This window comes from Tsukamurella sp. 8F, from assembly GCF_029167375.1.
In the GTDB taxonomy this organism is placed as follows: domain Bacteria; phylum Actinomycetota; class Actinomycetes; order Mycobacteriales; family Mycobacteriaceae; genus Tsukamurella.
Genome location: NZ_JARFTP010000018.1, coordinates 61,960 through 85,384, shown reverse-complemented (window position 1 = coordinate 85,384; position 23,425 = coordinate 61,960). Strand labels below are relative to the sequence as shown.

The 23,425-nt window shown below is 70.7% G+C and carries 17 protein-coding genes and 1 pseudogene; 9 read left to right on the top strand and 9 right to left on the bottom strand.

Going from position 1 to position 23,425, the window contains the following annotated elements; translation table 11 throughout:
- Nucleotides 1–6 precede the first annotated feature (6 nt).
- The 4 genes from P0W64_RS14830 to P0W64_RS14815 are packed head-to-tail and all read right to left on the bottom strand — an operon-like array spanning nt 7 to nt 4,141.
- Nucleotides 7–1,494: a VWA domain-containing protein gene (locus P0W64_RS14830; RefSeq protein WP_275480915.1), complete on the bottom strand. Its 1,488-nt coding sequence runs from the start codon at nt 1,492–1,494 to the stop codon at nt 7–9.
- Nucleotides 1,491–2,378: a MoxR family ATPase gene (locus tag P0W64_RS14825; protein WP_275480923.1), complete on the bottom strand. Its 888-nt coding sequence runs from the start codon at nt 2,376–2,378 to the stop codon at nt 1,491–1,493. Before P0W64_RS14825 ends, P0W64_RS14830 begins: the two co-directional genes overlap by 4 nt.
- Nucleotides 2,379–2,398: 20 nt before the next feature.
- Nucleotides 2,399–2,848: an SRPBCC family protein gene (locus tag P0W64_RS14820; RefSeq protein ID WP_275480914.1), complete on the bottom strand. Its 450-nt coding sequence runs from the start codon at nt 2,846–2,848 to the stop codon at nt 2,399–2,401.
- Between the two features lie 15 nt (nt 2,849–2,863).
- Entirely contained in the window at nt 2,864–4,141 is a 1,278-nt protein-coding gene (locus P0W64_RS14815; RefSeq protein WP_275480913.1) for a glutamate-5-semialdehyde dehydrogenase, read from the bottom strand.
- Between the two features lie 69 nt (nt 4,142–4,210).
- On the opposite strand from P0W64_RS14815, the pseudogene P0W64_RS14810 reads away from it, so the two are divergent.
- Nucleotides 4,211–4,741, top strand: a pseudogene (locus tag P0W64_RS14810) (LLM class flavin-dependent oxidoreductase); the annotation flags it as partial.
- 114 nt (nt 4,742–4,855) lie between these two features.
- Here P0W64_RS14810 and P0W64_RS14805 read toward each other — a convergent pair.
- The gene (locus P0W64_RS14805; RefSeq protein ID WP_275480912.1) at nt 4,856–6,358 is read right to left on the bottom strand and encodes a type VII secretion protein EccE; all 1,503 of its coding nucleotides are present in this window, start codon (nt 6,356–6,358) and stop codon (nt 4,856–4,858) included.
- A gap of 127 nt (nt 6,359–6,485) precedes the next feature.
- Here P0W64_RS14805 and eccB point away from each other — a divergent pair, with 127 nt between their 5' ends.
- Nucleotides 6,486–7,883 (top strand): type VII secretion protein EccB, encoded by a 1,398-nt coding sequence (eccB, locus tag P0W64_RS14800; protein WP_275480911.1) that lies wholly within the window; start codon nt 6,486–6,488, stop codon nt 7,881–7,883.
- Nucleotides 7,884–7,929: 46 nt separating this feature from the next.
- Here eccB and mycP read toward each other — a convergent pair whose 3' ends face one another.
- Nucleotides 7,930–9,012 (bottom strand): type VII secretion-associated serine protease mycosin, encoded by a 1,083-nt coding sequence (gene mycP / locus P0W64_RS14795; RefSeq protein WP_275480910.1) that lies wholly within the window; start codon nt 9,010–9,012, stop codon nt 7,930–7,932.
- A 236-nt stretch (nt 9,013–9,248) separates the two neighbouring features.
- The gene (eccD, locus tag P0W64_RS14790; protein WP_275480909.1) at nt 9,249–10,808 is read right to left on the bottom strand and encodes a type VII secretion integral membrane protein EccD; all 1,560 of its coding nucleotides are present in this window, start codon (nt 10,806–10,808) and stop codon (nt 9,249–9,251) included.
- 147 nt (nt 10,809–10,955) lie between these two features.
- On the opposite strand from eccD, the gene eccCa reads away from it, so the two are divergent.
- Nucleotides 10,956–14,954: a type VII secretion protein EccCa gene (gene eccCa / locus P0W64_RS14785; RefSeq protein ID WP_275480908.1), complete on the top strand. Its 3,999-nt coding sequence runs from the start codon at nt 10,956–10,958 to the stop codon at nt 14,952–14,954.
- Nucleotides 14,955–14,977: 23 nt separating this feature from the next.
- On the opposite strand, the gene P0W64_RS14780 is transcribed toward eccCa, so the two are convergent.
- A complete protein-coding gene (locus P0W64_RS14780; protein WP_275480907.1) occupies nt 14,978–16,267 on the bottom strand; it encodes a hypothetical protein in 1,290 nt (429 codons plus the stop codon).
- A gap of 243 nt (nt 16,268–16,510) precedes the next feature.
- Here P0W64_RS14780 and rplM point away from each other — a divergent pair, with 243 nt between their 5' ends.
- The 6 genes from rplM (at nt 16,511) to P0W64_RS14750 (ending at nt 22,532) form a co-directional block, all read left to right on the top strand.
- Entirely contained in the window at nt 16,511–16,954 is a 444-nt protein-coding gene (gene rplM / locus P0W64_RS14775) for a 50S ribosomal protein L13 (RefSeq protein WP_275480906.1), read from the top strand.
- 38 nt (nt 16,955–16,992) lie between these two features.
- A complete protein-coding gene (gene rpsI, locus P0W64_RS14770) occupies nt 16,993–17,457 on the top strand; it encodes a 30S ribosomal protein S9 (RefSeq protein WP_275480922.1) in 465 nt (154 codons plus the stop codon).
- Nucleotides 17,458–17,558: 101 nt separating this feature from the next.
- Nucleotides 17,559–18,902 (top strand): phosphoglucosamine mutase, encoded by a 1,344-nt coding sequence (gene glmM, locus P0W64_RS14765; RefSeq protein ID WP_275480905.1) that lies wholly within the window; start codon nt 17,559–17,561, stop codon nt 18,900–18,902.
- Between the two features lie 17 nt (nt 18,903–18,919).
- A complete protein-coding gene (locus tag P0W64_RS14760) occupies nt 18,920–19,714 on the top strand; it encodes an HAD family hydrolase (protein WP_275480904.1) in 795 nt (264 codons plus the stop codon).
- Nucleotides 19,715–20,182: 468 nt separating this feature from the next.
- On the top strand, nt 20,183–22,324 hold the full coding sequence (locus tag P0W64_RS14755; protein WP_275480903.1) for a hypothetical protein: 2,142 nt from the start codon (nt 20,183–20,185) through the stop codon (nt 22,322–22,324).
- Nucleotides 22,325–22,352: 28 nt separating this feature from the next.
- Nucleotides 22,353–22,532 carry a hypothetical protein gene (locus P0W64_RS14750; RefSeq protein ID WP_275480902.1) on the top strand — a complete coding sequence of 60 codons (180 nt, stop codon included), beginning with the start codon at nt 22,353–22,355 and terminating at the stop codon, nt 22,530–22,532.
- Nucleotides 22,533–22,555: 23 nt separating this feature from the next.
- Here the strand turns inward: P0W64_RS14750 and P0W64_RS14745 are convergent, their stop codons facing one another.
- The gene (locus tag P0W64_RS14745) at nt 22,556–23,398 is read right to left on the bottom strand and encodes a hypothetical protein (RefSeq protein ID WP_275480901.1); all 843 of its coding nucleotides are present in this window, start codon (nt 23,396–23,398) and stop codon (nt 22,556–22,558) included.
- Between the last annotated feature and the right edge of the window lie 27 nt (nt 23,399–23,425).

Here is a 23,425-nt window from a genome sequence, read left to right as displayed (position 1 = left end):
CACCGCTCAGATCGGCAGCAGCCTGCCGATGACGTCGGCCAGCTGTCCCGCCGTCCGGCACTCGTACATCTCGACGATCTCGCCGTACAGATCCGCGACCGAGTCGCCCGTACCCCAGTTGACGCGCCGCTCCGGGTTGAGCCAGAAGGTGTGCCGCGCCCGATCGGCGAGCTCTGTGAGCGCCTCGAGGGCGGGGTCGCTGTAGTTGGTGCGCGCGTCGCCGAGGATCATCAGGGTGCCGCGGTGAGTGACCGCGTCCGGAAAATTCTCGACGAATGTGCGCAGCATTCCCCCGTAGTCCGAGCCCCCGAACCGCGCGACCTCGGTCTCCCGGATCACCCGGTCGAACATCCCGACCACCGAGTCGATGGTCAGCGCCTTCGACGGGTCGATGTAGTCGGTGATCTCGTCCACGCCGTCTACGAAGCCGAACACACGGATCTTCGAGAACTCCGCGCTCAGCGCGTGCGTGAGCAGCAGGGTGAAGTTCGAGAAGCCGGCGACGGAGCCCGAGAGATCGCACAGCAGAACCAGTTCCGGCTTGGTCGGCCGCGGCCGGCGGTGCACGAGATCGATGGGCACGCCGCCCGTCGACATGGACCGCCGCAGGGTGCGCCGCAGGTCGATCGGCCCGCGCCGGGCGCGGCGGCGACGCACCATGAGCCGCGTCGCGAGGATCCTGGCCAGCGGCTGCACCGTCTGCTCCATGCGCTTGAGCTCTGTGCGGGTGGCCGAGAAGAATCCGACGTTCTCCGGTAGCGCCGGGGCGGCGTACTCGACGACGTTCTCGGCACCCTTGCGCGCCGCCATCGCCACCTGGGTCAGCTCCCGGACGCGTTCGCTCAGCCGCCCGACCCGCTCGCGTGCGACGGCCCGTGCCGACTCGTACTCGAACGAACCGGGTGCGGCACCCTCCTCGCCCGCCGCCGACAGGAGGCCGTCCGCGATGGCGGCGATGAGCGTCTGCGGGTTGAGCGTCTTGAGTGCCTGGTAAGCGGAGTAGGCGGTGCCCGTAGCCGACGAGTACGAGCCGAGCTGCTCCACGATCTGGCCCACGACGCCGTCGTGATCGCCGCCTGCGACGAGCGCCGCGATCGCTTCCTCGCGCAGCCGCCGACGCACCTCGTCGGGGTCGGTCGTGCCCGGCGCTCGCACGTCGCCGGCGGATGCCTCACCGCTCTCCGGCGCGTCCGGTCCCGACGGTGCCTGCGCCGGCAGCCCCAGCCCCGGGCGCGCAGGGAACCACAGGTCGAAGACCACGTCGAAGACCTTGCGGTGCAACGATTCCCGCAGAAGCACCGCGGCGAGACCCTCGCGCAACTGAGCCCGGTCCGACAGGTCCAACACGCCCAATACCTCGACGGCGGTGATCGCCTCCGAGGGGCCGATGGACAGCCCCCTGCCGCGGAGTGCGCGCACGAAGTCGTGCACGTGCTCGTCGAGCCGGGGCGGACCGGGCGCCGACCGCACCGTCGCGTCCGGGGCGGAGCTCATAGCCCCAGCGCCGCCACTGCGGTGTCGATATCGGAGCGGTGCTTGAGCACTACGCCGAGCGTCGACGCCAGCGCGGCACGGTCGAGAGTTGCGTTGGGATTCTTGGCGGCACCTAACGCGAGCAGAGTTCGCGCCCAGTCGATCGACTCCGACACCGACGGCTTCTTCTTGAGATCCATGCCGCGCAGCCGCTCGATCACGCGCAGCAGTTGCTCACCCTGGGTGCGCGGCAGGTCCGGTACACGGCTGCGGATGATCTCCAGTTCCAGCGCCGTATCCGGGAAGTCGATGTGCAGGTACAGGCAGCGTCGCTTGAGTGCCTCGGACAGCTCGCGCGTCGCGTTCGACGTCAGGAACACGAGCGGCTTACGCTCCGCGACTATCGTGCCGAGCTCGGGAACCGTCACGGCGTAGTCGGACAGCACCTCCAGCAGCAACCCCTCGAACTCGAGGTCCGCCTTGTCGGCCTCGTCGATGAGGAGCACGGTCGGACCGTTCTCCCGCACGGCCTGTAGCAGCGGCCGTGGCAGCAGGAACTCCTCGGAGAACACGTCGGACTTGGTCTCGTCCCACGCCCCCGACGACCCCGACTGGATCCGCAGGATCTGCTTCGCGTGATTCCACTCGTAGAGAGCGCGCGCCTCGTCGATCCCCTCGTAGCACTGCAGCCTCACGAGCCTCGCCTCGCGAGCCTGCGCGCACGCCCGGGCCAACTCGGTCTTGCCGACGCCGGCCGGCCCCTCGACGAGCAGCGGCTTGCCCAGGCGGTCGGCGAGGAAGACCGCCGTGGCGGTGGCCTTCGACGGGATGTATCCCGTGTCGCGCAACGCGTCGGCTACGTCGTCGACGTTCGCGAACAATCCCGAGGGCGCAGTCCCGGCGATGCCGGGCCCTCCCGCGGCGCTCAGGATGCCCCCTTGCGCCGCATGACCTCCTTGGAGAAGCCCTTGGAGGCGATATCCGCCGCCATCTTGACACCCTTCTTCACCACGAAGCCGGGCAGCTTCACCTTGGGATCGATGTACATGTCGACGAGAACGTGGACCTTGTCGCCCTTGGGCTCGAGCAGGTAGTACCCACCCTGCGCGCGCACGGCCGTGCCCTCGCCGACCGTGTCCCACTTGCACTTGTTCTCGGTGAACTCGTACTTGAACCTCAGCTTGTCGGTGATGCCGACCAGGCCGGCCTCGACCTCGACGAGGCTGGGGTTGCCGTCGGCGTCCCGCTCGAGCACCTCAGCGCTCTTGTGCGACGACGACCACTGCGGCAGTGCGTCGATGTCGAGCAGAGTCTCGTATGCGAGTTCGGCGGGCGCGTCGATGTCGAACTCGATCTTCTCGGAAATGGCTCCCATGGGAGCAACCTACCGCTAGCGCGGCCGCGTGTGTCCGTCACCCGTGACGACCCACTTGGTCGACGTCAGCTCGGGCAGGCCCATGGGCCCTCGGGCATGCAGCTTCTGCGTCGAGATGCCGATCTCGGCGCCGAAGCCGAACTGCTCGCCGTCGGTGAAGGCCGTGGAAGCGTTGACCATCACTGCCGCGGCGTCGACGCGGTGCGTGAACTCGCGCGCAGCGGCGAGATCGCCGGTCACGATGGCCTCGGTGTGCCCCGTGCCGTAGCGGTCGATGTGTGCGATCGCGTCGTCGAGCCCGTCGACGAGCTTCACCGCCACATCGAGGCTGAGGTACTCGTCGGCCCAGTCGTCCTCCGTGGCGGGGACCATGCCGGCCTCGTCGCCGTGCACGACGATGCCCTCCGCCTGGAACGCAACAAGCAGAGAGTCGAGCACCATCGGGGCGCAGGCGCGGTCCACGAGAACGGTTTCGACGGTATTGCACACCGACGGCCGGCGCGTCTTCGCGTTGAGTACGAGGTCGCGCGCCATTTCGGGGTCGGCCGCCGAGTGCACGTAGATGTGGCAGTTGCCCACGCCGGTCTCGATGGTGGGGACGGTCGCCTCCGCGACGACCGCGTCGATCAATCCCTTACCGCCGCGCGGGATCACGACGTCGACCAGTCCCCGTGCGCGGATCAGCGCCGTCACGGACGCCCGGGTGTCCGAAGGCAGCAGCGCGACCGCGTCCTGGGGGATACCGCTCTCGGCGAGCGCCGCGCGCAGCACGCCGACGAGGGCAGCGTTCGAGGACGCCGCCGAGCTCGAGCCACGCAGCAGCACCGCGTTGCCGGACTTCAGCGTCAGGCCGAAAGCGTCGACGGTGACGTTCGGTCGCGCCTCGTACACGATCCCGACCACGCCCAGCGGGACCGCGACCTGCCGTAGCTCGAGTCCGTTGGGCAGGGTGGAGCCACGCAGCACGTTGCCGATCGGGTCGGGCAGTCCGGCGACCTGGCGCAGCCCCGAGGCGATCCCGTCGATGCGCGCCTGGCTGAGGGACAACCGATCGACGAGGGACTCGTCGGTTCCGGCGGCGCGGGCGCGGGCTACGTCCTCGGCGTTGGCCTCGAGTAGCTGCGGGGACTCCGCGAGCAGGGTATCGGCGGCCGCATGCAACGCCGCGTTCTTCTGCTCGGTGGTGAGGCGGGCGAGGTCGCGGGACGCGACGCGGGCCGCTTCGGCCAGGCGGGTCACAACGTCGGCGACGTCCTGCTGGGCGGCGGTCTGGTCCTCGGTGGACGTGCTCATCTGCCCAGGATAACGGCGTCCACGCCGCGCGGTCCGAATACCCGTGCCGCATGCGGTACCAATGGAGTCATGACCACCGCAACGCCCGCGCCCGCACTCGGGCGGCTGGGGATCTGGACCGCTGCACTGGACGGGACGCCCATCGACGAGGCCCGCGACCTCGTCGCCGAACTCGACGAGCAGGGCTGGGGCAGTCTGTGGTTCGGCGAGGCGTACGGCCGCGAAGCGATGACCGCAGCGCACGAGTGGCTGGCCGCGTCGAGGCGGATCGTCATCGGCACGGGTATCGCTTCGATCTACGCCCGCGACGCCGTCTCCACCGCCGCCGCTGCGCGCACACTCGAGGCACGGTGCCCCGGCCGCTTCGTGCTGGGCCTCGGTGTATCGCACGTACCGCTGGTCGAGCGTATGCGCGGGCACAGCTACGGCAAGCCGGTGACGTCGATGCGCGAGTTCCTGGACGCGATGGACCAGGCACCGGCGATGGTGCCCGGGGAGCAGCGGATGCCTGCCCTGGTCCTCGCGGCGCTCGGCCCGAAGATGCTCGGCCTGTCCCGTGACCGCACCGCCGGGGCACACCCCTACCTGGTCACGCCCGAACACACCCGAGCCGCGGGGGGGGCGGGCGGGGGGGGGCGGGGGGGGGGGGGGGGGGGGGGGGGGGGGGCGGGGGCCCCCCCCCCCCCCCCCCCGCCTCGTTACGTATTCCCGATCTCAGGCGTGGGGTGCGGCGATCTGGCGGGCCCTGAGCTCGTCGCCGCGGGCCGTCACCACGAGGTCCCCGGCCGGTTCTTGGCGGATCGTCACGTCGCCCGTCGGCCGCGTGCCCGGGGGCCCCGATCGCCACACCGTGCCGCCGGTCGGCTCGACCCCGTCGACCCCGTCGAGGACGGTGACGCTGTAGTCGGCGGGACGTAGACCGGACAGCCCCGGTGCGGGCGGATAGCGGAGGCCGGCGATCCACAGCCTGTCGGGTGCGTCGGCCCAATACACCAGGGGCGCCCACTTGTCCGGGTTCGCCGTCACGACCAGTACCGATGCCCCCGTCGCGACTGCGCGCTCGATGAGAGTGCGGGTGCAGTTCCGATCCGCGGCGACACAGACCGAGGCGACCCCCGGCCCATGCAACCTGGCCGTGACGGGTCGGCCGGTGTGGTCCGCCCCGATCACCTGACCACACCCGGCTGCTGGGACACCGAGGTCGGCGAGCGCGTGCGCGGGTCCGGTCCGCCAGCGCGGTCGCGCCGTGAGGCGTGCATCGGATCGTCCCCCCACCGCGGTACCCCGTTCCTTTCGCCGTGCCGGCGACGGGTAGCTCACCGCGGCGGCGACGGCGATGTGCCCGGCGGGTGTCACTGCGAGACTCTCCGGCGATCGGAGGGAGACGGTGAGCGTCGCTCCGCCGGTGGGCGTCGCGAGCAGGTCCGGCACGCCGACGGTGTCGGTGAGCGCGACGGTCCGCACCGCTACCGGCAACGGGCGTGCGTACTCGGCGAGTTCCGAGGACTGCACCGCACGCGCGTGGAAGCCGTTGGCTGCCAGCATGTCCGCCGCGCGCTGGGTCGCCAGGGCGGCGACTCGTGACGCGTCGCCGCCCCGGCGCGCTGTCGCTTCCGGGCACTGCGCCGGGTTCGACTCCAGCAGGACGACGACGTCCTGTTCGGCCCAATATGGAAGCGGGCCGAGTAGCGCGCGGTATCGGCGCCACAGCGGGCCGCTCCGTTCTCCGGGCAGACGCGCGCCGCGCGCAACCGCATGTATCGCTGCTACCGGGGTATCGCCACCGCCGAGCAGGCTCGCGAGCGCGGCGAGGGGCAAGTCACGGCCGTCGAACGGCTCGCCGGGACGCGGCAGGGCCGAGACGCACGCGCCCGGCGCGAGTCGGAGTGCCGTGACAAGCACCTGTCCGCCGGCACCGGTCGCGAGCACGGCGATGCCGGCACGCCCGCCGCCGGGGAGATCGACGGAACTCGGGTGATTGCCTGCCGCGCGCACCTCCCGCGACGGGACCGGCGGCGCGAAGGTCGTTACCGCGGTCCCGATGCCCGCGGCGGCGATCCCCAATGTCGCTGCGGCCCAGGGCGGCGCACCTCCCGCTGAGGTACCGCCTGCGGCCGCGGCACCGGCTGCGTATCCGGCGAGCAGCGACCGTTGCGACGGTCGGCGAGCGGCCGACCACGGCGAGACGGTATGCAGTATCGATTCATCATGTGGCACAGTTCGATTCCCCCGTATATCAGTGTCTTCGGGATCGAAGATACCGTAGGATCGTCTGTGGCCGAGGCGTTCTCGCGTTCGCGGTCGCGGCTCCACCGGGGGAGCCGTCGGGGGAAGGACATCGCATATGCGACTCCAGTTGACTACGCGCGCGCAGGTGAGCGGCTATCGCTTCCTGTTGCGCAGGATGGATCACGCACTGCTCCGTCGGGACGCGCGGATGATTTCTGATCCGATGTCGGCGCAGGCACGTTCGCTGATCGCTGGGCTGGTGATCGCGCTGGTGCTGGCGGGCGGTTGTGGCGTCCTCGCGTTGATCCGGCCGCAGGGTGCCGTCGGCGATGCGAAGATCGTGCTCGCACGCGATTCCGGAGCGCTGTACGTACGGGTCGATGATGTGTTGCATCCGGTCACAGGGCTCGCGTCGGCACGCCTCTTTGCCGGGGAGGCGCAGCAGCCCGTGGCTGTCAAGGATGCGCGGCTCGCTTCGTTCCGGCGCGGCCCGCTGGTGGGAATATTCGGTGCGCCGCAACAGATCCTCGGACCACGGAGGCCGTGGTCCGGGGCGGCCGAACCATGGGCGGTGTGCGACACGACCACGGTCGCACCGGTCGATCGTCCCGGGTCCCGCGACGAGGTGATCACGACCGTGTACGCGGCTGACCCTGGGAGGTCCGTCGGCGGCGCCGTATTGGCACGTCGCGGCGACCGTACGTACCTGCTCTATGGCGGCCGCCGAGCGCCGGTGGACCTGGCAGATCCTCTGGTACGCAGGGTGACTGGTCTCGACCCTCGTCTTGCTCGCACGGTCGGGGCCGGTGTATTCGAGGCGCTGGAGGAGGCCGCGCCGATCGCCGCGCCGACCGTGCCCGGGCGGGGACGCGCGGTGAGTGCACTGCCGGGGGTGCCGGTGGGCGCCGTCGTTCGCGTGTCCGACAGCGACCGCGACAGGCTCTACGTCGCGCTTCTGAACGGCGTGCAGGAGGTGGGCGCGGTCGCGGCGGACCTACTGCGGGGCGCTGATTCCGCGGGCGACGAGATCCGAACAGTTCCTGCGCGCGACGTCGCGGCGGCCCCGGCGGTGAGCGATCTTCCGGTCGGTGACATGCCGGCGACGCGACCCGAGATCGACCAGGCTGCAAAGGCTCCCGTGGTGTGTGCGGTCCTTTCGGCGGACGGTCTGGGTGGTGGGGCGCGCGAGCTGCGGACTCTCGCGGCCCTGCCGGGCGACATCGCGGCAGTGATGCCGGCGACGGCGGACGGCTCGGGCGACGCCGTCGACGCCGTTGCCCTGCCGCCTGGCACCGGAGAGTACGTGCTGGCCGCCGAGCCGCATGGCGAGCGCCGTGATGCCCTCTACTACGTCTCGGATTCCGGTGTACGCCACGGGATCGAGTCCGAGGACACCGCGCGGGTCCTCGGACTCTTCCACTCGCCGCGGCCGGTGGCGTGGGATGTACTGCGGACGCTGCCCGAGGGACCGGCCCTGACCACCGCGGCTGCGCGCGTGACGCACGACGGATGAATCCGTGGCACCGCGGACCGGAGTAGGCCACGCCCGGCTTTCGCAGCTACCGGCGACGGGAGCCGGCCATTCGGACTCCGAGTACGACTCCGAGCGCGACACCGCAACCGGTGAGTGCGACGACGGCGGGCCGCTCGTCGCGGTCCGGCTCGCGCATGGCTTCCAGCACGCGACCGGCCCGCGGACGCACGTCCGGGATCCCGGCTGGCAGTTCGCCGATGGGGGTATCCGTGGTCAGGGCCGCCACAGGATCGATCACACCGAACCCTACCGCCGGATTCCAGCCTCCTGCGGGATGCCTTGCAGTAGATGTGATCCGGTGCATCACCTCACCGGCGGACAGGTGCGGGAAGCGCGCGCGGACCGCGGCCGCGAGCCCGGCGACGTACGGAGCGGCAAAACTGGTGCCGTCGATCGAACCGTGCCCGGAACGGGTGATCCGGCCGTTCACCAGGCCGGAGCTGCGCGGGTCGAGTGAGGTCACGTCTGTACCGGGCGCAGCGACCGCGACCCATGGCCCGGCGAGGGAGAACGCGGCGGGCCGGCCCGTGGGCTCGGTGGCGCCCACGGCGAGGACGTAGTCGGAGAATCGCGCCGGAGACGCCGTGGTCACCGGCGGGGCGGCTTCGTTCTGTGCAGAACACGCGGATCCGGAGTCGACGTTGCCCGCCGCGGCGACGACCACCACGTTGCGCTCGAACGCGTAGCGCACAGCCCGGCCCAGAGAGGCGTCGCCGAGATCGGCACCCGCCGGTCCGCAGGCGACCTGTGAGATGTTGACGACCGTCGCCCCGAGGTCGACTGCGCGAGTGACGGCGTAGGCCATCGTGGTGACGTTGCCCTGTGCGTCGGACCTGCGGTCGCTGGCCTCGAACGCGAGCGACGACTGCCGGATCGCCAGGATCGAAGCGGCGGGTGCGACACCGGCGAAGGCATCGCCTGCCGCGGGGCGCCCGGCGATGATGCCCGCCACGAGCGTGCCGTGTGCGTCGCAATCGGCCGTACCGTCGCCGTCGCTCACGTAGTCGCCGCCCGCGCGGACGCCGCCCAGCCGCGGATGCTGGGCAACACCTGTGTCGATGACGGCCACAGTCTGGCCGGCGCCGCGTGAGAACTGCCACCCCGCCACGTAGTCGAGCAGCCTTTGAGGGTGTCCAGGACGTTGGAAGTCGCTGCCTGGTCTGGTGATGAGTGCCTGACACGCGGTCCTCTGTTCTGTGGGCGCCAGTGGGGCGACGGGGCCGCGAGGCACCGGACCGGGAGCGATGGGTGCGGAGCCGCCAGGCGTTGCGGGCGATGCCGGGCCGGCCGGCAGGAGCATGGCGACGACCGCCCCTGCGGCCGTGATTCGCCGCCGGCAGCGCATCAGAGGTTCCGCATGAACGCGAACGCATCCCATACCCAGCACAGCAGGGGGGCGACGGACGCGATCAGGAGGTATTCGCCGAGCTCGGCGAACCGGCGCTGTACCGGTGTGAACGTTCGCCGCGGCGCGAAGACACCGCATGCGAGGGCGAGAAGCGCGATGCCGGCCAGCCCGGCCGATCCGACGACCGGCCACCAGCCGTAACCCGATGCGAGTCCACAGGCGGTCGCGCCCGCTGCCAGCGCACCGGCCGAGACCGTGACCCCGGCCTGGACAGGGTCGGCGTGAGTGCGGCCGCGTAGGCACAGGACGGTCGCGACGACCAATACGAAAGCGAGGTTCTGGGTGGGGATCTCGCGCCCAGCGGTCCCGACCGTCACCAGCCCGCATGCCGCGGCGAGGGCTGCGCCGACGACCACTCCTCCGGTGGCCGCGTCCGCCGCCCGCGCGCGGGGAGCGTCGACCCTTTCGGATGCGGTCCGTCCCGACGCGTCCGCCGAGTCCTCGCTCGTGTTCGCTGGATCGGCCGACCTTCCGCCGAGGGCGACCGCGTCGAGCCCGGCGACCGTGGGTGGCGGGTCTGCGTCGACGGGGTCGATCCGTTCGCCCGCGGCCGGGACGTGTGGTAGCGGAAGGCGCCCCAGGGCTGCGCCGATGCGGGGCGCCGAGCAGAGGAGTGCGTAGCCGACGGTCGCAACCGCCGCCGCGGCGGCGATCCGCCGTCCCGGTGCGCACATCACGATCGCGGCGGCACCGGAGCCCAGGCACGCGGCGGTGACGACAGCGGTGTGGGCGGCGAGCCCGCGTCCCGTGAGGCGTGCCGTGACGAGTGCCGTCGTCGCCGCCGCGCAGAGGGCGAGCAGCAGATGTGGGGCACCGCGGCCGTCTCCGTCGGACATCGGAACCGCGACGGCCCCGAACCCTCCCGCCAGCAGCACGGCGCAGAGGCCCAGACCCGCGGACACGAGTCCGGTGCCGCGGCGCGCGGCGAGCACGGCGCAGCCGAGCATCACGACTGCCCCACACGCCGTCGATGCCGCGGCGAGCGAGGGGCCGCCCACGACGGACACACCGGCCGGGGACACGGGGCGGCCGGCGATCCGCCACGCGAGGACGACCGCCGCGAGGCACGCCAGGCCCGCCAGCGTCAGTCCGACGATTGCCGCGGCGCGCTCATCCCATCGCCGCGCCGGCGCAAGGTGCCCCGCGACGGTGTCGAATACGTCGTCGAACACAGCCGGAACATCGACCTCGGGCGCCGGCGAGAGGACGAGTACGTCGCCTCCCGAGATCCCCACGCCCGACGGCGTGGCCGTGCCGGGCAGCGGCTGACCGCCTACCCGGCTCAGCTGCCACGGCGTGCTCCAGGCATCCTCCAAGGCGACGCCGGCGCGCGGTGCGACGATGCGCAGTAGTTCGGGAATCAGCAGGTCGACGGGTGCGTGTGGCGGCAGCGACAGATCTGCCTGCGCCCGTCCGCAGAGGATCGATATGCGCACCAGCCCAATCGATTCCGTACCTTCGACGGAGTCTTCTGTGGTCGCCGATATCGGCGTCATTCCTCTCCTCCTCGCCCGCCGGGTTCCCCGGCCCCATATCAATTGGACGCATGAGGCCGGTGTCCGGTTCCAATTCTCTTTCCGCGCCATACATGTCGGTGTGGAGTGCTTGAGTGGTGGCACCGGGGACGATGGAGGCGGGGCACGATGGCTGAGACGGTGTACGAGCCGGTGACGGAGGGATTCGCGCGCAGACCGCGGATCGCGCCGCCGCGGATGCCAGGCGGTGAGGTGGCGCTGCAGGCTCCCCCGGAGGTTCCGCGCGCTGTGCCGGGAGGACTCGTGGGCAAGCTGATGCCGGTCGTGATGGTGATCGCTGTCGTCGGCATGGTGGCCCTGATGTTCACCTCGGGGGCCACCATGCTCACGAACCCGTTCATGCTGATGTTCCCGCTGATGATGATCGTCTCGATGGCCGGTATGTACGGCGGCGGCAGTCGTGGCGGAGCACCGCGCGCGGCCGAGCTCGACGAGGACCGCAAGGACTATCTGCGCTACCTGAGCCAGGTGCGCGACCAGGTGGAGCGCACGCGGGACCGGCAACGCGAGGCGCTGACGTGGATACACCCCGAACCCGGTGTGCTTACGGGTTTCGCGGGAACTCGGCGCATGTGGGAGCGGCGGCCGGGCGATCCGGATTTCCTGCACGTGCGGATCGGCGTGGGCAGCCAGCGCCTGGCCACACGGCTGATGCCGCCCGAGACGGGGCCGGTAGAGGACCTCGAGCCGGTCGCGACGGTGGCGTTGCGGAGGTTCGTCCGCGGGAACGCCGCTGTGCCCGGGCTGCCGGTCGCCGTGGCGCTGCGTGGTTTTCCTGCGGTGTCGGTGACGGGGCAGCACGCCGCGGTCGGCGCATTGATGCGAGCGATGCTGCTCAGCGCGGCGGCGCTGCACGGGCCCGACCACCTGCGGATAGTCGTGGTCACCCGGGATGCCGAGGCGCCGCAGTGGTCATGGTGCAAGTGGTTGCCCCACACGGGCCATCCGGCGCGTTCCGACGCACTCGGACCCGTGCGCACCGTGTACGGCGGGGCAGCCGCAGCGGAGGCGGACCTCGGCGAGATCCTGGCGGACCGCACTGCTTTCACCCGGTCGGCGCCGGCCGCCCCGGCTCGCGCGCACTATCTCGTCGTATTCGACGCGGATGTCGATCCCGAGCCCGAGGGGATATTCGACGCCGCCGTCGGCGTGGAGGGTGTCACGGTGATCGATGTCGCCGCACGGCCCGGCTCGCTCGCCGCCAGGCAGGGCCTCGCGTTGGTCGCGGAACAGCACCGGGTGGGCGCCGTGAGTGCGGCGGGGACCGAATTCTTCGCGCGTCCCGACGCTGTAGCGGTCGGGGCGGCGGAGGTCACCGCGCGCCGCCTCGGGCGGTACCGGCCGGCGACGGCGGCGCAGGTCGTGGCCTACGACGCGGACACCGGGCCCGCGGACCCGGGCCTGATGGCGCTGCTCGGGATACAGGATGCCGCGGCGATCACGCCCGATGACGTATGGCGCCTACGTATCGGTCGCGAGCGCCTGCGCGTCCCGATCGGGGTCGGACCCGGTGGTGAACCCGTCGAGCTCGATATCAAGGAGGCTGCAGAGAACGGTATGGGTCCGCACGGCTTGTGCATCGGCGCCACGGGCAGCGGCAAGAGCGAGTTCCTCAGGACGCTCGTGCTGTCACTGGTCGCGACGCATTCACCCGAGGCGCTGAACCTGGTGCTGGTCGACTTCAAGGGCGGGGCAACGTTCTTGGGGCTCGAACGGCTGCAGCACGTCGCGGCGGTGATCACCAACCTCGAGGAGGAGCTCGCGATGGTGGATCGCATGCGCGACGCGCTCTCGGGCGAGATGAACCGCCGTCAGGAGGTGCTGCGCCGTGCGGGCAACTACGCGAACGTCTCGGACTACGAGCGAGCCCGACGCGGTGGCGCCGACCTCGAGCCGCTTCCGGCGCTGTTCGTGATCGTCGACGAGTTCTCCGAACTCCTCTCGCAGAAACCGGATTTCGCGGAGCTGTTCGTGGCGATCGGCCGACTCGGGCGGTCGCTGCACATGCACCTGCTGTTGGCCTCGCAGCGGCTGGAGGAGGGGCGTCTGCGGGGTCTGGATTCGCATCTGTCCTATCGGATCGGCCTGAAGACGTTCTCCGCCAACGAGTCCCGAGCAGTTCTAGGCGTTCCGGACGCTTACCACCTTCCGTCCACGCCCGGGGTCGGGTATCTCAAGTGCGATGCGGACGAGCCGCGTCGGTTCCATGCGAGCTATGTGTCCGGTCCGTACCAGCCGCCGCGCAGCATGGCGGGTGTGGCTGGGCGCACGCTCACCGGGAGTGCCGCGGTCCGCGAGTTCACCGTCGCCTCCGTCGCCACGACGCCTGCGGAGACCCCGGACGAGCCGGCCGGTGCGCTCGCGGCGGCGCAAGCCGCAGGAAACGGAGCGGAACCCGCAGGCGCCGGCGAGGTCTCGCTCATCGACACCGTGGTGCAACGGCTCGCCGGTCACGGTCGGCCCGCGCACACGGTGTGGCTGCCCCCGTTGGACGCCTCCCCGGACGTTGCGACGGTCGCCGAGGCGGGCGTCTCGCTCTCAGCACTGCATGTGGCGATCGGCATCGTGGATCGCCCCTATGACCAACGGCGCGACCCGCTGATCGTGGACCTTTCGGGCGCACAAGGCAATGCGGTCGTCGTGGGCGGTCCGCAATCCGGGAAGTCGACGGCCCTGCGGACACTGATCCTCTCGACGGCCTTGACGCATTCGCCGCGGCGCGCGCAGTTCTACTGCCTGGACTTCGGCGGCGGCGCGCTCGCGGCGCTGGCGGGGCTGCCACACGTCGGCTCGGTCGCTTCGCGTCTCGATTCGGACCGCGTGCGCCGCACGGTCGCCGAGGTGACGGCGGTGATCCGGCGTCGAGAGGCCGCGTTCCGCGAGCACGGGATCGAATCGATGGTGCAGTACCGCGAGCACCCGGTGGGCGCGGCCGACCGACACGGTGACGTGTTCCTGGTCGTCGACGGATGGTCGGTGATCCGCGCCGAGTTCGAGTCGCTCGAAGCGGGAATCGGTGCGGTGGCGGCGCAGGGCCTGTCCTACGGTGTGCACCTGGTGGTCGCCGCGTCCCGGTGGGGCGAGATCCGGCCCGCCATCAAGGATCAGCTGGGCACGCGGCTCGAGTTACGTCTCGGGGATCCGCTCGACTCCGAGATGGGACGCCGTGTCGCCGCGCTGGTCCCGGTGGGCCGGCCCGGACGCGGCCTGAGCCCGGAGCAACTCCACCTGCTGGTCGCTCTGCCGCGTCTCGACGGTGGGTCCTCGGTCGCGGACCTGCCAGAAGCCGTCGGCGCGGCGGTGGCGAGGATCGCCGCGGCACATGCAGACGAGGCGCCCGAGGTCCGGATGCTGCCGGCTGCGGTCCCGCTGGTCCGGATCCCCGTACGCCGGGACGCGGCGCCGTCGGACGTTGTGATCGGCATCGGCGAGTCCGAGCTCGCGCCCGCCGTCCTGCGCTTCGGAGCACAGCCCTTCTTCCTGGTGTTCGGGGACGCCGAATGCGGGAAGACAGAAGTGCTCAGGACGATCTGTGCGTCGCTGATGGCGGGCGGTACGCCGGAGCAGACCAAGATCGTGCTCGTCGACTACCGGCGCACCCTGCTCGGTGTCGTCGACGGTGATCACCTGGGCGGCTACGCGACTTCCTCGCAGGCAGCGGCACCGATGCTGGTGCGGCTTGCCGAGATCCTTCGGCAGCGTTGCCCGGGCGACGGGGTAACGCCGCAGCAGCTTCGCGATCGCTCGTGGTGGTCAGGGCCGGACGTGTACCTGCTCGTCGACGACTACGACCTCGTGGCGGGTGCCGGATCCAATCCTCTTGCTCCGCTGCTCGACCTGCTTCCGCAGGCCCGTGACGTCGGCCTCAAGGTGGTGATCGCGCGGCGCAGTGGCGGGCTCGCCCGCGGCATGTACGAGGCATTCCTCGGGCGGGTCAAGGACCTCGCCGCAGACGGTCTCGTCATGAGCGGATCGCGGGACGAGGGGACTGTGCTCGGTGCGGTCAAGATGAGCGCGATGCCGCCCGGACGCGGCACATGGGTCTCGCGCGCTCAGGGCCCCGAACTCGTCCAGGTCGCGCTCGCGTCGCGGGCGGAGGACATGTGAACGCCACGTGCGGCTTCGAGGGGCTACTCGCCGACGCCGCCGCCTGGGGCTGCTGTGTCGGGGTCCGGTTGGATGAGCCGGAAGCCCGGCTTCGCGTCCCGTTCCATGGCGCGCCGTACGTAACGGCCCTCGAGGCGGTGCCCGTCGACGGTGCCGGTCAGCACGAGCCGGTCGGGCCCCTCGGTCCGGAAGGTCAGGACCGTCGGCGGGTCGCTGCGGCGTTTGCGGATGGTGAGCTGGTCGCCGTCGCTCTTCAAACTCCACATGGTCACGTAGCCCGACGGGGTCTGTGTCGTCATCCCCGCATAGCCCGCTCCGCGAGCAGAGACGGCGATGTTCATCCACGGGGCGGGGGAGGACTGCAGCCCCGCTTCGGCGCCGTCGACGGTGAACGACGTGGCGCGCCAGATGCCGTCGGCGGGGGATTTCACGCTGTGCATGCCGACGACTGCGCCGATCCCGAACGCGGTGAGCGCGATAAGCGCGCCCACGCCGAGCACCCAGTTGGCCCCGATCGCGAGCCGGCGCAGCCACCGGCGGCCTGCACCCGCAGCGGGCCAGAGTTCGACCGGACGGGTGGGGCCGAGGTTCAGAGCCGTGCGCGCGAGGTTGGGCCAGTAGGGCGACGTGAGCCCGATCGCCACCAGCAGCAGCCCGCCCGCGACGAGCTTGACGGGCACGTCGTAGAACAGGTTGAGCAGGAAGACCTGCGCCATCGCGATCACGGCGAGCAGGGAGCCGAGCAACCACGTCCGTCGCCACAGCAGCAGGAGTCCGGCCGACAGCTCGACCATCCCGGTCACGACGGAGTATGGCGTAGAGGCGCCCATGAACCCCCACAACACGTTCATAGGGCTGGTGTCGCCGGTGAGCTGCAGCTGGTAGGCCGGCAGCGCCATGAACCCCATCTGGGTGGGGATCACCTTGGCCATCCCGTAGATGATCATCGACAGCATCAGCACGAATCGGCCCGATTGATACAGCAGCCCGGCAAGGGAGCGGTAGTCGGTGCGGTGCCGGTCCAGAGCGGTCCACACCGCGGTGAGCACCAACGCGACGAGGATCCAGCCGAGGTGGGCACACCAGATCGCCATCGTGTCGCCGACGTTGGACGGCTGGAAATGGACTCCGCGCCCCCTCGCCACCAGGCTGCCCAGGTTCGCGAGGACCGTGTACACGGGCCGCAGGATGTACATGAGGCCCGCGTTGCCGTACAACGAGAGCACCATGAGTCCGCCGCCGACCGTGAACAACAGGCGGAAGCCGATCTTCTGGAACGGGGTCCACGGGCGCGGTCGGGCGTCGGCGATCATGTAGCCAGGCTATCGACCGGCGAGCCGTCTCGCGTCCGGATAAACCCGGATGAACCCCCCGAACCCGGCTTCGCTGTATATCTCGCCGTTTTGACCTGCCCTCAGAGCACCGCGTACTCTGTACCGCTGGTGTGTGGCGCCGCCCGCAAGGGCGCGCAACGGAGGTCTCGGGTCCCAGTCGGTCGCCGGGAGCGTGCTCCGCCCCACGCCGGACCGGCACCCGACGATGCAGAGGATCCCCCTGTGCCTACCTACACCCCGAAGGCGGGTGACGTGACCCGCCAGTGGTACGTCATCGACGCCTCTGACGTGGTGCTCGGCCGCCTCGCCGTCGCAGCTGCGAACCTGCTGCGTGGCAAGCTCAAGCCGACCTACGCCCCCAATGTCGACGGTGGCGACTACGTCATCATCATCAACGCGGAGAAGGTCGCCCTCTCGGGCGCCAAGCTCACCAACAAGTTCCACTACCGGCACTCGGGCCATCCCGGCGGTCTCAAGGCCCGCAGCATCTCCGAGGTCTTGGGCTCGCACCCGGAGCGCGTCGTGCAGAAGGCGGTTCTGGGCATGATCCCCAAGAACAAGCTCGGCAGCGCCATCGGCGGCAAGCTGAAGGTCTATGCCGGCCCGAACCATCCCCACGCCGCGCAGCAGCCGGTGCCCTACGAGATCAAGCAGGTGGCCCAGTGAGCGACGCAGTCGAGAACTTCGAGGGCGACGCAGAGGTCGTGCCCACCGAGTACACCTCCGAGACGCCCGAGGCCGTGGCCACGGAGCAGCGTGCACCGCGCGGCCCGGTCGTCGTCGAGCGCCCGATCCAGACCGTCGGCCGCCGCAAGGAGGCCGTCGTCCGCGTGCGGCTGACCTCCGGCAACGGTGGCTTCTTCCTCAACGGTCGCACCATCGAGGACTACTTCCCGAACAAGGTGCACCAGCAGCTGGTGAAGTCGCCGCTGGTCACCGTCGAGCGCACCGAGTCGTTCGACATCCACGCCAACCTCACCGGTGGCGGACCGTCGGGCCAGGCGGGCGCGCTGCGCCTCGCCATCGCCCGCGCGCTGATCGAGGTCACCCCTGAGGACCGTCCCGCGCTCAAGCGCGCCGGCTTCCTCACGCGTGACCCGCGTGCCGTCGAGCGTAAGAAGTACGGCCTGAAGAAGGCCCGCAAGGCTTCGCAGTACAGCAAGCGCTGATTGCGAGTCCAACTCGTGCCCAGGGCAGGCATCCGCACCGTCGTGCGGGCGCCTGCCCTGGCGCGTTTCACCCCCTAGACCTTGACTACGGAGTTACACACATGGGGCGTCTGTTCGGGACCGACGGGGTGCGTGGCCTCGCGAATGCCGACTTGACCGCGGGGCTCGCGGTCTCCCTCGCTCAGGCCGCCGCCGGGGTGCTCGCGCCGGCCGACTCGGGGGAGGGCGACGTCGGCGTGCGCCCGCTCGCCGTCGTCGGGTGGGACCCGCGCGCATCGAGCGAGTTGCTCACAGCAGGTGTCGCGTCCGGCCTGGCGTCCGCCGGGGTCGACGTGCTGCTCGTCGGCGTACTGCCGACGCCGGCGGTGGCCTATCTCACCGCCGATTACGACGCGGCGCTGGGCGTGATGATCTCGGCGTCGCACAATCCTATGCCCGACAACGGGATCAAGTTCTTCGCGAAGGGTGGGCACAAGCTCGAGGACGCCGTCGAGGACGAGATCGAGGCGGCTATGGACGCGCCCGGCGCGTACCGCCCTACGGGCGCTGCGATCGGTCGTATCCGCCGCGCACCCGATTCGGTCGATCGTTACGTCGCGCACCTGGGATCTGCTCTGTCGCAATCGCTCTCGGGGATAAAGGTGGTGGTGGATGCGGCGAACGGCGCCGCGTCGACCGTAGCTGCGAAGGCATACCGGGGCGCGGGTGCCGATGTCGTCGCGATCCACGACGCACCGGATGGGCTGAACATCAATCTTGATTGCGGTTCCACGCATATGGAGTCACTGCAGGCGGCCGTGGTCGAGCACGGCGCCGACCTGGGGCTCGCGCATGACGGCGATGCGGACCGCTGTCTCGCGGTGGCCGCCGACGGCTCTGTCATCGACGGCGACGCGATCATGGCCGTGCTCGCACTCGACATGCATGCTGCCGGCGAGCTCACCGACGACACTCTGGTGGCGACGGTGATGAGCAACAAGGGGCTGCACATCGCGATGCGGAACGCCGGTATCGATGTCCGCACCACCGGCGTGGGCGACCGGTACGTGCTCGAGGAACTACGCGCGGGTGGGTACGCCCTCGGCGGCGAGCAGTCGGGCCATGTCGTGCTCCCGGCGTTCGGGACGACGGGCGACGGTGTGCTCACCGGCCTGAGGCTGATGGGAGCCATGGCGGGGTCGGGCAGGAAGCTGGCGGAGCTCGCGTCCGTGGTGACGCCGCTTCCGCAGGTGTTGATCAACGTGCGCGTGCAGGACAAGGCCGCCGCGCTCGCCGCGTCCGGGCTGCAGTCCGCGCTCGCGAACGAGGAGGCAGCGCTCGGAGACACCGGTCGGATCCTGTTGCGGCAGTCCGGCACCGAGCAGTTGATCCGCGTCATGGTCGAGGCGCCGACCGAGGACGCCGCGCGTGGTACAGCCGAGCGGCTCGCGGGGCTCATCGCCTGATCGATACGATTCGAAGCATGGCTGATCTGCATCCGGGCGAGCGAAGCGACGGGGAACCGAAGGACCTGGGCGAGCGAAGCGACGGGGAACCGAAGGACCTGGGCGAGCGAAGCGACGGGGAACCGAAGGCCGTCCTGTTCGACTTCTCCGGCACGCTGTTCCGGCTGGAGGAGGACGAATCGTGGTTCGCCGGGTACACCGACGCCGACGGTGCGCCTATCGAGGGCGAGTCCCAGGCGGAGCTGATGCGTCGGATGACCGCTCCGATGGGTCTGCCGGTACCTATGGATCCCGATATGGAGGCCGACTGGCATCAGCGCGACCTCGATCCGGTCAAGCATCGCCGCGTCTACCATCACGTGCTCGCGAGCTCCGGCATCGCGGACCCGGATCAGCGCACGCGGCTCTACGGCCGGATAGCGAATCCGGACTGCTGGACCGTGTACCCCGATACCGCTGATGCGCTCCGGTTGTTGCACGGCAAGGGTATCCGTATCGGGGTCCTGTCCAACATCGCCTACGACATCCGTCCCGCATTCGTGCGAGAGGGGATCGACGGCCTTGTGGACGCGTACCTGCTCTCCTTCGAAGTGGGCGCCATGAAACCGTCCGAGGACATCTTCGCGGCGGGTGTGGCGGCGCTCGGCGCTCCCGCCGAGCAGACGCTCATGGTCGGCGACAGCGAGGAGGCGGACGGCGGATGTCGTGCGCTGGGCATGCCGTTCGTGCTGGTCGATCCGGTGCCGACGGCTCAGCGTCCCGACGGTCTTCTGACCGCATTGCGGCACGCGGGGATCACCGCCGGACTGTGAACGCGGCCTGACACGGGCTTGCGTCATCCGCGGCCGGCTTGCACGGCCGCGGGACGACGGTCGGCGAACGGAGGCCGCGGCGGACACCGGAGAGCTTGTTTTCGGCCCGACGCCGCTCGCGAGCAATTCGTTGGGAACCGCGGCCGCTCCCGGTGCGTCTAATGGTTGAGGGGGAGACGCATATGGCGGGCGGCAAGGGCGGTACGGAGATAGATGTCAGGTCAGTGCGCCGCGAGGGAGCGGTGTTCGACGCTTCCGCGGACAGGCTCGGCATGGCGGCAGACAAGGTGACCGGATTCGTATGCGGGGAGGCTGGATTCGGCCGCCACTACAGAGCCGAGGCGCGCGGGTACGCAGCAGTGAGGGGAAAGCTCGAAACCGCGCTGAGGCGCTGGGCGGAGGGCTCGCGCGCGGTGGCGGACGGGCTTACCGGATCCGCCGCGGCGGTGCGCGGCTCGGATATCAGCGGTGCCTCGTCTGTATCAGGATCAGGATCAGGGGCGGGGGCGTCCGGTGGCCGGTGAGATCGACGCGATTCTCGACGCCGGCGCGGCTCCGATGCAGTACTTCCGGGTGATGCTCGGCATCGCTGCAGTCGTGGCCCCCGGGCCGTGGCCGGGCTGGGAGGAGCTCTGTCGCGCCTACGACTACGAGCGCGGAATCGACCTGGAGGCGCTGCGCACGGATGCGGAGGCGTTGCGGGCTGCAGCCGAGAGCGCCGCGGCTCAGCGGATGGCGGAGGCCGGTGCGCGCGAACGGGTTTCCGGTGCCTGGCCGGATGCGACAGGGCAGGTCGCGGTGCAGCAGATGGGCGACCACGACCGGCATTCGGAATCGATCGTCGAGATCCTGCGGCGGGTCGCAGATGCCGCGGGCAGGGTTCCGGGCGAGGTGTCGGACGCGGTCGTGCAGAAGGTGCGACGGCTCAGCGAGTTCAGTCAGACCGGGCTCGCGACGTCCCTCGTCCCGTCCGCCGCCATCGCCGGAGTCGGCTGGTTGGCCGGAGCCCTGGCGCCCGCCCAGGTGGCGGCCGCCGCGAGATTGCGCACGCAGCTCGAGAAGGACATAGCGCTGTTCGATGAGATCATCGCGGACACGGTGGATTCCGTGCAGGACGCTTTCGCATCAGTGATCGACGCCGCCGAGAGACTGGACACCGGACCGTACCCGCTGCCGTCGTTCACCCCGCCCGTGGCGACCGAGCCCACCGGCCCCGGGGCGTCCAGTGGTGCTGGCGGCGGCGTGGGCGGCCAGGCGGGAAGCGGAGCGGCATCCGCGACCTCGCAGCCGGCGCAGGGAGGCGTTCACAGTGAAGGGGGATCCCCATCTGTGGTGTCCGGTGGCAGCGGCTCCCGTGATGGCGCGGTCGGCGGGCGAGTCCGGGCCGGCGGCGCACGGTCGTCCCGGGGGAGCACGACCCCGGGACCCTCCGGTGGATCGGGATACTCAGGTGTGTCTGGTCCGAGTGGCGGCGTGCCGCAGGGTATCTCATCGGCGCCCGCAGCGACCCCCACTGCAGCGGCTCCCACCGCAGCGACTCCGAGTGCGACGCCGCCGGTTACCGCGCCCGGGGTGTCTAGTGCACCCGCGGGCCAGGCGAGCCCGAGCGGCGTTGCGTCCCAGGCCAACCCACTAGCCGGCCTACAGGGCCTCGGTGCGGGACTCGGTTCGAGCCGGCTCGGTGGGCTCGGGGGCCTGAATGGGGTCGGCGGGAGCGGATCGAGCGAGCCGCCGTCGTGGCTGTCGTCGCTGATCCCGAAGATCGCCGAGCAATTGGGTATCGGCCACCTGGGGTCGGCTGGCGACTCGAAGCCGGGTGCCGACGAGGTGGGGAAGCAGGAGGACGCCAAGGGGAGCGACGGCAGGGACGGTGCGGGCAGAGACGGTGTAGGAAAGGAGGGTGCCGCAAAGGATGGTGCCGGGAAGGAAGCGTCCGGCAAGGACGGCGTCGCCAAGGAAGGCAAGGACAGAGCGGCGAAGGACGAGTCTGGCAACGGTGGCGTCGGCGAGGACGACGCCGCGAAAACCGCCGCAGGAGAGGGACGTCCGCATCCGAAGGGCGAGGGTCGCACATCGGTGACCACCGACCCGGACGGCAGGACCACGAAGGCGACGATGCGGCCGGACGGCGTGACCGTGGATGTGACTGTCACCAAGCCGGACGGTGGCGTCGAGCGTGCCACGCTGACCGTCGGACCCGACGGGAGGCTCGCGTGCTCGGACGGACCCGTTGATCCCGGAGAGCGCAAGGTCACGGGCGGCGGCACGGAACAATCACATCCGCAAGCGGCCGGGCCGCAGCCGAATTCGCCTGGGTCCGGTGCGTCGTCCGGTGGGGCGCACGTCGGAAGTGGGGCCGCGCCGTCGGCGACCTCGGCGCAGCACCCGCATGTGCCCGAAGGCGGTGCGCCGGTGCTCGACGCGGGTGGGCACGCTGCCGCGGGGCAGGCGGCCCCGGCGCCCTCGGATGGTGCACCGGGTGGCGGCGGCGGGGTGCCGCCGACGGCGACGCCGCCGAAACGCGGTGGGAGCAAGATGAACCCGGGCGTCACCACGACGCGGGAGCCGGAGCCGACGCGCACTGGGGCTGAGTTCGCTCTTACCGAGTAGGCGTTACGAGCAGACGAGAGGAGGAGAAGTGGCGAGATACGACATCGAGGCGCGCGCGGAGCGCACGGTGGAACGGGACGCGGTGCTGTCGGCGCTGCTCGCTGAGCTGGGCCTGGCGGACGATGCGGTTCCGATCACCGAGCCGATCCGGGTGGTCGCTCGGCCCGCACCAGACGACCAGCCATCGAGCTGGCTGGCCCGACCTTGAGGTGAATCCGCGCTCGGGGACGGCTACTTGCCCCGTATGACGTCGAGCGCGCTGGGGGTCTTGGGCTCCGGGTCGTCCTCTGGGCGCCAGACGATCGCGTCGCCGAGGTCGGTGTCGGGCTCGGCGAACTCGGAGTAGTCCTCATCGGCGCCGGCCGTGGCCAGGACGAACCCGGTCAAGAGCGTCCGGACGGCTTTCTGCGTCGGCTTATGCGCCTTACCGGCACCGAGGAGACCGGCTGCCGAGATGCCCTCCGCGAGCCCACGCGCGGAACCGTCGGGCAGGATTCGCAGGCGCGCGTCGCCGCCGTAGGCCTCGGCCAACTGCGCTGCGTTGGAGGTGAGCGACTTCTCGTCACCCGCGGCGGCGAGCAGCAGCGCGGGAAGCTCGAGGGAGCGTGCGGCGTCGAGCGCCTGCGGCGAGGTCGGCGCAGGGAACAGGGCGGCGAGTGAACGGACGTCCTCCTGCCCGGCCGCCAGCAGCGCGGCTCCGGCGCCGAAACCGTGGCCCGCGACGGCACGTCGTCGCGTGTTCACGGTGATCTCGCCGACGCCGAGGCGAACCTCGGTGGCGATGTCGAGCGCGGTGCCGAGGTCGATGGCGAGCCGGCCGTCGGACGGCAGCGGGCCGCCCTCGGTGGACGGCGCCGCGACGACGATGCCCCACGAGGCGAGGTGCTCGAACAGCCGGCTGTACCGCTTGATGGGGATCAGCCAGTCGTGTGCGAACGCGAGAGCGGGCAGGTTGACCCCCGCCTCGGGCGTGTAGACCACGCCCGTCAGACCCGCGACCCCCAGGTCACCCTTCAACACGCGATGGGGTCCGCGCCGCGCCAACTGCTTCACCAGCTTGTTCGCTTTAGCCACGGCGACAACGGTAGTGCATGCCCGGGA